Annotated in this window: 6 protein-coding genes; 1 reads left to right on the top strand and 5 read right to left on the bottom strand. The window is 31.5% G+C overall.

Translation table 11 applies throughout. The annotated features are described in order from the left end of the window. Positions 1 to 4: 4 nt before the first annotated feature. The 4 genes from DMA14_RS08825 to DMA14_RS08810 all read right to left on the bottom strand — a co-directional run bounded on the left by DMA14_RS08825 (position 5) and on the right by DMA14_RS08810 (position 3623). Positions 5 to 766: a hypothetical protein gene (locus DMA14_RS08825; RefSeq protein ID WP_111424365.1), complete on the bottom strand. Its 762-nt coding sequence runs from the start codon at positions 764 to 766 to the stop codon at positions 5 to 7. Further along, entirely contained in the window at positions 766 to 1452 is a 687-nt protein-coding gene (locus DMA14_RS08820) for a YjjG family noncanonical pyrimidine nucleotidase (RefSeq protein ID WP_111424364.1), read from the bottom strand. Before DMA14_RS08820 ends, DMA14_RS08825 begins: the two co-directional genes overlap by 1 nt. A 3-nt stretch (positions 1453 to 1455) precedes the next feature. Beyond that, positions 1456 to 2145 (bottom strand): RadC family protein, encoded by a 690-nt coding sequence (gene radC / locus DMA14_RS08815; protein ID WP_111424363.1) that lies wholly within the window; start codon positions 2143 to 2145, stop codon positions 1456 to 1458. A 122-nt stretch (positions 2146 to 2267) separates the two neighbouring features. Beyond that, positions 2268 to 3623 (bottom strand): UDP-N-acetylmuramate--L-alanine ligase, encoded by a 1356-nt coding sequence (locus tag DMA14_RS08810; protein ID WP_111424362.1) that lies wholly within the window; start codon positions 3621 to 3623, stop codon positions 2268 to 2270. Between the two features lie 214 nt (positions 3624 to 3837). On the opposite strand from DMA14_RS08810, the gene DMA14_RS08805 reads away from it, so the two are divergent. Then, complete coding sequence (locus DMA14_RS08805; protein ID WP_111424361.1) at positions 3838 to 10119, top strand: alpha-2-macroglobulin family protein; 6282 nt, start codon at positions 3838 to 3840, stop codon at positions 10117 to 10119. 139 nt (positions 10120 to 10258) lie between these two features. Here the strand turns inward: DMA14_RS08805 and DMA14_RS08800 are convergent, their stop codons facing one another. After that, on the bottom strand, positions 10259 to 12403 hold the full coding sequence (locus DMA14_RS08800; RefSeq protein ID WP_111424360.1) for a S46 family peptidase: 2145 nt from the start codon (positions 12401 to 12403) through the stop codon (positions 10259 to 10261). Positions 12404 to 12582: the final 179 nt, after the last annotated feature.

Below are 12582 nucleotides of genomic sequence, written 5' to 3'. Positions count from 1 at the left end.
ATATTTAGAACTTAACTACAATTTTTTCTGAAACTAATTTATCATTCTGATAAGATTCAAAATACCATTGTCCATCTCCTTTTAAGATTAGAGAACCCTGAACATTATCTTTGCTCGCAATGTACACATTTGGTTGTGAAGTTTTGAAAAGTTTCATTACCACTTTTGGCGTTTTATCGATCAATTGGTAACCTGATTCTGTTGGTTGAGCATATAGTAAATTTGGATCTTTTAAGTCTGGCGAAGATGCAGTAACAATTTGTGTCGCTGCAACAGTAGTAACTGCTGTCGCTGCAACAGTTTTTGTAGGAGCTGGTGTTTTTGAAGTTGCAATTGGATTACCGCTATATTTATAATGCAAAGTAAAGACTGACTTAAAAGCATTATCTAATGCTTCTTTGTAAGCTACATCATAATCTTTCTCTTTACTTCTTCCTACTTCTGAAGTATAAACAACTTGACCAAAACAATCTTTGAAGTTCACTATAAGCTTAGTTACCAAGAAAGCATTATCTTTTACTACATCAATATACAAAACCTGACAACGATCAGTATAACCATCAGGAAGCTGCTCATTTGAATAAAAAGCTTCAAAACCAGCTTTAGTCAAATTTTGCTTACTTAATGTTGCCAAACGATATTGATTATCAGTCTTCATAAACTCATATTTCAAAGGAATAATTACAGCTTTGTAATCATTAATAGACTGTGCAAATCCAACAACTGAACATAAAAGTGCAGCAAATAAAAATTTAATTCTCATCATTATAAATATTTTTTTAGTTCTAATAAATGGTTAATTTGTTTATAGTTTTCCGAAACATTGATTTTTTTCTCATTAAAGAAAATAGCATCTAGACCAGCATTTAAAGCGCCATTTACATCGGCTTCAAAATCATCTCCAATCATAATGCTGTTTTCTTTTGAAGTATTAGCCAATTTTAATGCATAATCAAATATAATACTATTTGGCTTTTTAACCCCAGCTAGCTCCGAATTTGTAATAGTGCTGAAATAACCTCCAAGCGAAGCATTATTAATTTTCTTTTCCTGCACGTGAGCAAATCCATTTGTAATGATATGAAGTTTATATTTTGGCTTTAAATATTCCAAAACTTCGATTGCCCCATCAAAGAGATAATTGTTATCGGTCAAAAACTCAATATAATCATTGGCAATTTCCAAGATATTCTCTTCGGAAATAACATAATTCAAAGCATCAAAAGAAAACTTCAAACGATTATAACGTAATTCTTGATGCGTAATTTTATCATTCTGATACAATCTCCAACATTCTTGATTGATCGGAATATATTCTCTAATAAAATCTTGAGTAACGATTTCTTGATATTTACTTTTAAAAATACGATCAAAAGCCATTTCTGAGTTTTTATCAAAATCCCAAAGTGTATGATCTAAATCAAAAAAGATGTCGGTAATATTGGTATTCATGTATTAAAAAATTCCTTCATCTACAAAACTATAATATTTTGATTCAGTTATAATAACATGATCCAAAACTTTAACATCTAAAATTTCTCCTGCTGTTTTAATTTTCTTCGTAATCTGTTTATCGGCACTACTTGGAACTAAACTTCCAGAAGGATGATTATGACACAAAATCAAGCCTGTAGCACCATTTTCTAATGCCAATTTAAAAACTAAACGTATATCTACAATTGTTCCAGCGATACCTCCCTTGCTTAATTGAGATTTGGAAATTACTTTATTAGAATTATTAAGAAAAAGCACCCAAAATTCTTCATGTGGAAGTTCCCCAATAATGGGTTGCATAATATCAAAAACAGCTTTACTTGAAGTTATTTTTTTAACTTTTTCAACATCTTCTATTCTTTGCCTCCTACCCAACTCTAAAGCCGAAACAATTGAAACAGCTTTTGCTTCACCTATACCTTTAAATTTCATCAATTGAGAAATTGACATCTTTCCTAAGGCAGTTAGATTTTTTGTGCTAGCCAAAATCCGTTGACTTAATGCAACCGCAGACTCATTGCGGCTTCCTGAGCCAATTAAAATTGCTAATAATTCGGCATCACTCAAAGCCTCTTTTCCTTTGAGCATCAGTTTTTCTCGAGGCTTGTCATCATCAGACCAATTTTTTATAGCAAAATGTCCTCCTTCCATAATAATAAATTTAAGAAGCGAAGATATTTAAAAAAGAAGAAAAATCTTTCAAAAAAAATACTGATTTAAATAAAAAAGCCGATTGTAAAAACAATCGGCAAATTATCTAATTGACTAATATTCTAATTAATCAAACTTTTTACCTCATCAAAGTTTAAGCCTCCGTAATTTCCAGAACTCATTAATAAAAGTGCAGAATTATCTAAATTTAAATTGAACAAATATTCTTTAAACTCAGCTGGATTGGTATAAATAATTAAATCTTTTCTGTTGAATGCAGTAGCAATTTGCTCATAAGTTACTTCTTCCAATTGCTTAATTTTAACAGCATCTGGAGAATAGAAAACAACAGCAACATCTGCATATTCTAAAGCACCTTCATATTCTTTCAAAAACTCCGCATTTAAACTGCTATAAGTATGCAATTCTAAACAAGCGACTAAAGTTCTGTTTGGATATTGCTCTTTTACCGCTTTTGTTGTTGCAGCCACTTTACTTGGTGAATGCGCAAAATCCTTATAAGCTACTTTTCCTTTTCCTTCAGCAATTTTTTCTAAACGTTTAGATGCGCCTTTAAAACTTGCAATAGCTTCGTAGAAATCTGCTTCATCAACGCCCATATTTTGGCAAATCCATTTTGCTCCAGCCAAATTATTTAAGTTGTGTGCTCCAAAAACTTCAATTGGCATATCGCCCTCCGGAGTTTTTAATAAAGTTACACCATCGTTTACAGAATATTCTGGAGTTGAATAAGCTATTTTTCTAATCGGATTTGTTGCTGCCTCAGAAACACGTTTTACTTCTGGATCATTTTCGTTGTAAACTAAAATTCCGCCGTTTGTAATTTTCTCGATAAAAATCTCAAACTGCTCTACATAGTTTTCATACGTTGGAAAAACATTAATATGATCCCAAGCAATTCCAGAAATCAAAGCGATGTTTGGCTGATACAAATGAAATTTCGGACGTCTGTCAATTGGTGAAGATAAATACTCATCTCCTTCCAAAACCATAAAATCGTTTTCTTCAGTCAAATGCACCATAGTATCAAAACCTTCCAACTGCGCGCCAACCATATAATCAACCGCAATATTGTGGTAATGCATTACGTGTAGAATCATTGAAGTAATCGTTGTTTTACCATGAGAACCACCAATTACAACACGCGTTTTATTTTTAGATTGTTCGTATAAAAATTCAGGATATGAATAAATCTTTAAACCTAATTCCTGCGCTTTTAATAATTCAGGATTATCTGCTTTTGCATGCATTCCTAAAATAATTGCGTCAATATCTGAAGTGATTTTTTCTGGAAACCAACCCATTTCTGCCGGAAGAATTCCCTTTTTCTCCAATCTCGATTTTGAAGGTTCAAAAATTGCATCGTCACTTCCTGTAACTTGGTATCCTTTATTATGTAATGCTAATGCCAGATTGTGCATTGCGCTTCCGCCAATGGCGATGAAATGTGTTTTCATTTAAAATGTTTAATCGTTAAACTGTTTCATCGGTTAATCGAAATAGCAAATAACTAATAAAACGCTGTAATTATTCTTCAAAAATAATGAAATATAGAATGCTCTATTTGGTTTTGGAAATAAATTATTAATTTGTACGAAAATTATTTTTAAAAGTATTTCTGTCTTCCCAACCTTTTTTAAAATTTAATCATCTATAGATTAAAACTCTCTTATGAAAAATATATTATTTGTTTTATTATTTATCTCTACCTCTGTATTTGCGCAACAAAATGAAAAGAAATGGGAAAAAGTAATTGATTTTGAAAATGAAGGGAAAACCAAGTCAGCTAATGAATTAGTTGAAAAAATCTATAAAGATGCCGTTTCAGATAAAGATGAAGCTGAAATGATAAAATGTTTTTTCTATCATTCAAAGTACTTGCTTCTTATTGATGAAAATGCTCAGAATAAAATCTTAAATAATCTAAAAACCGATATAAATCGAGTTTCTATACCTTCAAAAGCAATTTTGAATCTCATTTATGCAAAATGCCTTAATGAATATTTTATTCAAAATAATTATTCTATACGAAATAGAACAAATATCAACATTCTAAATGATGACTTTTTAACCTGGACAGCAGTAAATTTTACGTCTCAAATCAATTTAATTTTAAAAAAGAGTTTAGAAAATGAACTTGTTTTAAAAAATACTCCGCTTTCAAAATACGATCAGATTTTTGACTATTCGACTTTAGAAGAATTTAAAAGCGAAAAATTATTTGATTATATCATCAAAGAAAATATCGCCATTTATAGTTTAAGAGTTTATTCTACCAGCTTTGCTCAAGAAGATATAATTAAGTACAAAAATGATTTATTAGGAAGCTCTGCCAATTTCATAAAACTTAATTTGGACTTTGTCGCTTATGACGATTTACGTTTGGCATTATCATTATACCAAAAACAAGAAACCATAGATCCAAAGCAAGAAAATCAATGGGAACGCATTCAGTTTTTAAAAAATAAATTAAATCTCTCCAATGAAGAATATCTTGATGTCATAATTCGCTTTCAAAAAACGGTAAAAGACAATTCGCTTATTCAAAAAATTCAATTGGAGAAAGTCTCAATTCTTGATCGAGAAACATCAAGAGAATTGAAGCCAAATAATAATATCGAGGCCATAGCAATTCTCGACAGCATAATAAAAGTAAATAATCGATCAAATGCTTATAAACTTGCGATACAAAGAAAAGCAAACATTCTATCCAAATCTTTATATGTTCAGCTGGAGAAATACATTTACAATGAACAAAATGCGAGGGCGTTTATTCATTACAAAAATGTAGATACTTTGAAAGTTTCATTTTACAAAATAACTCATAAACTGCTTCTTGATTTTAAAACAAGAAATCTTAACAAAGACAGTTTGGTAGATATCATTGTTTTGAAAAACGCACCTTCTTACACAAAAGAGTATTCGCTTATAAACAAAAAAGACTATTTTAAATATACCACCGAAATACTTTTGCCTAATATAAAAACTGGATCTTATTTAGTTTATTTTGAAAGCAATTCTGACATTAAAAACACAAAAGCTTATACGTATGAGACTATAACTTCATCAAACATTAGTGTTCTTGCCTCTCAAGAAAATGAAATCGAAAAATATCAGGTTTTAGATCGAAAAACGGGAAAACCTCTAGAAAATGTTACCATAAAAACATATAGCGCCACCTTTCAAACAGGAAAAAATGGAATTGCACTTTACAATACTAAAAATGTAAAATTCAAGGGTGATACACTTGAATTGTTTACTTCAAACGATAGTATTCTAATTCACAAAGATTACATCAATTATAGCGTAGATTATAATAAAAGTGAAAATGAAGAAAATGAAGAAGATGACGATTATAGAGGAAAAGTCGAATTTTATTTGGACCGAGCCATTTATCGTCCGGGGCAAACTCTTTATTTTAAAGGAATTGCTATTAAAAAGAAGAAAAACAAAACCAGCGTTGTTCCGCAAACTTCTTTTAAAATCGTTTTTAGAGATGCATCTTATAATGAAATCAAGAAATTTGATGTAACGACCAATGAATTTGGTTCTTTTTCTGGCGAATTTATTTTACCAAAATCAGGTTTAACAGGTTCTTTTGAAATTTCTGCTAAAGAATCTGACAATTCGAAAAATGATATTATTTATAATAAAAAAGAAAACGATCACCCGTTTTGGGATCATGTTGACTTAGAAAATTCTCAAACCTATTTTAGAGTTGAAGAATATAAACGTCCAAAATTTGAAGTCACTTTTGAACCTAAAAAAGAAACTTTTAAAGTAAACCAATCCATAAAAGTAAAAGGAAGCGCCAAAGCTTTTGCTGGAAGTTCCATTTCTGATGCAAAAGTTACTTATAAAGTTACACGATATGCAGGCTATTACGCAAGAAACTATTATTCATCAAATTCAAATGAAGTTTTAGTTACGGGCGAAACCAAAACAGATGCATCAGGAAATTTTGCGATTGATTTTATTGCTACTCCTTCTGAGGAAAGTTCGAAAAAAGATCTTCCAGTTTTCAATTATCTTATAGAAGCACAAGTAACTGATATAAATGGAGAAACTCACGATGCACAGACAAATGTAAAAGTAGGATATCATGATTTGGTTCTGGAAACTGTAATAAATCCTCAAATTAATACAAAAGATAAAAATGAAATTGTTCTAAAAAGCACCAATTTAAATGATGAATTTTTAGCTGTGAAAGGTGAAATTAAAATATATTTCATAAGTCCTTTACCTAGCAAATTCAAAAAGCGAGTATGGCCTAAGCCAGAAATTCAAATATTATCTGATGAAGATTTTGAAAAACTATTTCCGTACGAACAAAACGGTCAGGAATATAGCAACGAAGATGAAATCTTAGTGTATTCGAAAAAAGTAAATACCGAAAAAGATAAAAAAATCGCATTAGATTTTATCTCAAATTACAAATCTGGAAACTATAAAATTGTCTTTTCAGCAAAAGACAGTTTTGATAATTTGATCGAAAGCACAACTAAATTCCAAATTAAACAAAGCAAAGAGAAAGTCAATCCAAGCGTATTATTTTCGGTTGTGCAGATAAATGAAGATGCAAAAAAAGATGGTTTTGTATTATTAAAATTAACCTCTGTAGTTCCGGAACTTTATATTACAACAATTGGAAATTATGATAGTAAAGTCTTTTTTGAAAAAATTATTCATTTAGAAAACAACGAAACGACAATAAAAATTCCGCTAAAGAACGAGTTTTACAACATATTAAGAATCGGATTTCAAAGCATTTTTGAAAACGAAGTTTTTTTTAGTGATGTAGCAGTTGTATTAAAATCTATTACACCTAAATTAGAATTTAATGTAGAAACATTTAGGAGTAAAATACAGCCTGGAAGTCCAGAAAACTGGTCATTTAAATTAAAATCAAAAGACACCAAAAATGAAGCTGAAATTTTGGCTTCAATGTATGATAGTTCTTTAGATCAATTTACAAAAAATGATTGGAATATATTAGCCATAAACGACTATAATTATAACGGAAGCTATAAGAAATCGTCATTTGGTTTTGGTCAGGTTTCTACCTCTATCATGTATTTAAATCTGCCTCAAAACCGACTTGAACTATTTAGTGAAGACACTAAATTAATGTCATTTGGATTCGATTTTAACAGCAAAAATAATATTTATCAAAAGAGACTGTATCAAATGCAGATTGCTAAAAAGGCTAAAAAACCTTTCAATACAAAATTGATCTCGGGAATTGTAACTGATAATTCTGGACTTGCTTTACCTGGAGCTTCTATTGTCGTGAAAGGTACAAGACGTAGTACTCAAAGCGATTTTGATGGTTATTATGAAATAGACGCTAAAGAAAATGAAGAACTTGAGTTTAGTTATATTGGTAACAAAACCCAATCTGTATTAGTAGGAAACAGAAAATTCATTGATATTGTTTTAACTAATGATTCAAGTACTTTATCAGAAGTTGTGGTAACTGCATATGGCATTCAGAAAAAAGCAAACTTATCTGCCGCCATTACCACAGTTAGCTCAAATGTTATTTATGAAGAAGACAATACTGTTTATGATATAAATTCTGTAAACAAAAAAGCATTAGAAGAATTAAATCAAGTGAAAGCAAGAAAAAATTTATCTGAAACTGCTTTCTTTTTGCCAAATTTAAAAACAGATTCACAAGGAAAAGTGAGTTTCTCTTTTACATCTCCAGAAGCTTTAACGGCTTGGAAACTTCGCTTATTTGCACACAACAAAGAAGCAGTTTCTGGTTATTTGCAGAAAAACGTTGTGACTCAAAAGGAATTAATGCTTTTGCCAAATTTCCCGCGTTTCTTTAGGGAAAAAGATACGATTGTTATCACGACGAAAATTTCAAATGTTACCGCCGAAGCGAAAACTGGAATTGCTGCTTTACAGCTTTTCGATGCAGTAACAATGGAACCAATTGATGCTAAAATGCTAAATGCAGATAACATTAAAAATTTCACAGTTCCGGCTTATGGAAATACTACAGCAAGTTGGACCGTTACAATTCCTGAAGGTTTACAAGGCGTTCAATATAAAATTGTGGCAAAATCAGGTGATTTCTCAGATGGAGAAGAAAATATTATTCCTGTTTTAACTAACAATATGCTCGTTACAGAAAGTATTCCGATTTGGGTTCGCGAAAATTCGACGAAAGAATACACTTTTGAAAACTTAAAAAATAATAATTCGACAACATTAAAAAATCATCAATTTACATTTGAATATACTTCCAATCCAGCATGGATCGCAATTCAATCTTTGCCTTATTTAATGGAATATGAACACGAATGCGCAGAACAAACTTTTGCCAGATATTATTCGAATGCACTTGCTACAGAAGTAATTTCAAGCAATCCGAAAATTGCAGCCGTTTTTGATGAATGGAGAAAAAAAGGAAAAATCAAACCAAAATTAGAAGAAAATGAAGAGCTAAAATCAATTATTCTAGCAGAAACGCCTTGGTTAAATGATAATCAAAATGAAGATGAAAAAAGGAAAAGTTTTGCCGTTTTATTTGATTTAGAAAAAATGAAAACTTCGCAAGAAACCACTTTCGAGAAATTAAAAAAGAAACAAAATTCTTATGGTAGTTTTTCATGGTTTGAAGGCGGTACGGGAGACGATTACATTACTAGACATATTTTAGCCGGATTAGGCCATTTGTCAAAATTGGTTAAAAATCAAAATCTTAAAATTGATGAAATTACTAAAACTGCAATTCCTTTTATAGATGGCAAATTTTTACAAGAACATCAAAAAAGGGCAAAATTCAATAAGGAGACGAACAGTTTAATTTGGAGATGGCCATATTCTAATTTGCATTATTTATATAGCAGAAGTTTTTATTTAGAACAATATCCGCTTTCGGACACTTTAAAAAAAGTAACCAAATTATATCTCGAAACAGCAAAAAAAGATTGGTTAGATTATTCTATTTATGAAAAAGGATTGACAGCTTTAGTCTTAAATCGTTTTGGAGAAAAAGAAAGCGCCAAAAAAATCATTGAAAGTTTAAAAGAAAATTCATCTAACAATGAAGATTGGGGAATGTATTGGATTGCCAATAAACCAGGTTGGTACTGGTATCAAGCACCTATAGAAACTCAAGCTCTTTTAATTGAGGCTTTCGCCGAAGTTACTCAAGACACCAAATCTGTTGATGCAATGAAAGTCTGGCTACTAAAAAACAAACAAACTAAAAACTGGCCAACAACAAGATCAACTAGTGAAGCAATTTATGCATTATTACTTCAAGGCAGCGATTGGCTTTCTGTAAAAGACAATACAGTTATAAAATTGGGAGATGAAAAAATCATGACCAAAAAATTATCCGAAAATGAAAAAGAAGCCGAAACAGGTTACATCAAACTAAACTGGAAAACGGAAGAAGTAAAAAAAGAAATGGCTACGATCAGCGTTCAAAACAAATCTAAAATTCCAGGTTTTGGTGGTGTTTATTGGCAGTATTTTGAAGATCTAGATAAAATCAAAAATAACACTGGAGCCGTTTTATCTGTTTCAAAAGAATTGTATCTAAAGAAAAACACGCTAAAAGGTGACGAATTGCAAAAGATAACAGCTGGAAATTCTTTAAAAATTGGAGATTTAGTTACAGTCCGATTAATTATCACTTCGAAAGAAGACGTGGAATACATTCATTTGAAAGATATGCGCGCTTCTTGTTTTGAGCCTATAAATGTCCTTTCACAATATCAATATTCTGATAGATTGGGATATTATATGAGCACAAAAGATGTGGCGACTCATTTCTTCTTTGACCAAATCAATAAAGGAACTTATGTTTTAGAATATGATATTCGAGTAAATAACAGCGGAGAATTCTCAAACGGAATTACAACAATTCAAAGTATGTATGCGCCAGAATTTGCAAGTCACACAAAAGGAATTAGAGTGAAAGTTCAATAAGTTTTTCCGCCACGAATTCACGAATTATTTTTGGCAATCTTTGAAAATAAAATTCGTGAATTCGTGGCGGAAAAAAAATCAAAAACCCGACAAGCTTTTAAAACTTGTCGGGCTTGATATTTATAATCAGAATTAAAGATTATTTTGCAATCGTCAATTCGTCAATAATGTTTTTAGCTCCAGCGTATTTGTCGATAATCCAAAGAACATAACGAATATCTACGTTGATAGTTCTTTGCAATTTAGAATCGAAAATTACGTCTCCAGCCATTGCTTCGATGTTACCGTCAAAAGCAATTCCGATTAATTCTCCTTTTCCGTTAAGAACTGGCGAACCAGAATTTCCTCCAGTAATATCGTTATCCGTTAAGAAATTTACTGGCATGTATCCCGCTTTATCAGCATATTGTCCGAAATCTTTTTTCTTGTTCAATTCTAATAAACGAGCTGGCAAGTCAAATTCCTGATCTCCTGCTTTGTATTTTTTAACCATACTTTCCATTGTAGTATAGTTGTTGATTTTTGCATCATTACGAGGATCTGCAGGTAAAGCGCGAACTTTTCCGTAAGTCAATCTCAAAGTAGAGTTTGCATCTGGATATTTAATTGCATTCAATTTAGATTCTCTTAAACCTTCTACCAATTTACGGTAAGCGGTTGCAAAACCATCATCTGCTTTTGCCTGATCGTCTGTTTTAGCACGGTATTTTGTCAACAAATCATTAGAAACAATATACAACGGATCGTGTACAATTGCCAATGGTTTTGGATCAGCTAAAAATGCCAATACTTTTTCTTTGCTTGTGAAATAACTAATTTCTGTTGCTTTTGCTACATCAGCAGTAAAGTCTCCGTTGTTAGCCGTTTTCATTTTTGCAATTTCTGGAGCAAGTCCGTACTCAGCAGCTTTAGAAGCATATAGATTCAATTGAGCTGTTAGAACATCTTTTTCTAATGGAGCATAAAAATCTCCATAAATGCTTTCTACCATTGCATTGATTTTAGGAAGCATTTCTGCTTTCTTCGCATCATTTTCTTTATAATAAGCAATTAATGCATTTCCTAAATTAGCTGGTGCAGTTGCATAAGCAGAAGTACGTAAAAGCTGAGTCAAATAATTATCGTGACGTGCTTTTAAGTTTGTTTCTCTGTAATAATCGTTGATAGTCGGAATTACATTTTCGTACTTCTCTTTGTTTGCAGGTTTAGTAGCCCACTCGTAGAATTTATCTTCTTGTTCTGTTTTAGTATCAACAGTTCCTGCTTTTGTTAAAGCATCGATCATACCTTGACGGTTTTTCCAGTAGTTTGCAGTCGAAGCATATTTAGAAGCATACTGTAAACGAACAGTTGCATCTTTATCCATATACTTTTTCATTACATCCATTCCTGTTTTTGCACCTTCAACCCATGCAGGATAAGCATATTTAATATTTTGCTCAATTCCTCCAGCTGGCATCCAACGGTTTGTTCTTCCTGGATAACCTAAGATCATAGCAAAATCATTCTCTTTTACTCCTTTTAAACTTACAGGTAAGTGGTGTTTTGGCTGTAATGGCACATTGTCTTTAGAATATGCAGCCGGATTTCCGTCTTTATCTGCGTAAACTCTAAACATAGAGAAATCTCCAGTTTGGCGAGGCCATTCCCAGTTGTCTGTATCTCCACCAAATTTACCAACGCTTTCAGGAGGAGTCCCTACTAAACGAACGTCTGTGTAATCTTGGTAAACAAAATAGTAATATTCATTTCCTTGAAAGAAAGGACGAACAGAAACTGTGTATTTTCCGTTTTCGCTGTTTTCTTTTTCGATCAAAGCAATTTCTTGCTGAATAACTTTGTTTCTCTCAGTTTCTGTCATAGTATCATTTACTTTTGACAAAATTCTTTTTGAAACATCATCCATACGAACGAAGAAACGAACGAACAAAGATTTAGGTTTTAGTTCTTCAGAACGGCTTTTTGCCCAAAAACCATTTTTCAAATGATTTTGTTCTGCAGTTGAAAGTTCTGCAATTGCACTATATCCACAGTGGTGGTTAGTCAATACCAAACCGCTGTTTGATACGATTTCTGCAGTACAACCTCCATTGAACTGTACAATCGCATCTTTTAAGCTATGGTGATTAATGCTGTAAATTTCTTCGGCTGTCAATTGCAAGCCCATTTTTTCCATATCTCTATGGTTCAATCTTTCGATAAACATCAAAAACCACATTCCTTCATCAGCTCTCATTGGGAAAGCCATAAGGCACATGGTCAAGAATAAAATTACTTTTTTCATGTTATTTTGTTTAAGTGACGCGAATATAAGCCATTTTAGCAAAAAAAATAAGCTTTACATTCAAAAACAAAACATAATAAATTGAATAAGGCATGATTTTGCGAAATTCATAATTTTAATAAGAGAAGAATAAGTTTTAAATTTTTAAAACTAAACCCATAAAAAGAATTAAAAATCTC

It is taken from the genome of Flavobacterium sharifuzzamanii, from assembly GCF_003254585.1.
GTDB classification, from domain to species: Bacteria; Bacteroidota; Bacteroidia; order Flavobacteriales; family Flavobacteriaceae; genus Flavobacterium; species Flavobacterium sharifuzzamanii.
Note: the sequence above shows the minus strand (reverse complement) of the source record. Positions and strands in the feature narration are given on the sequence as shown.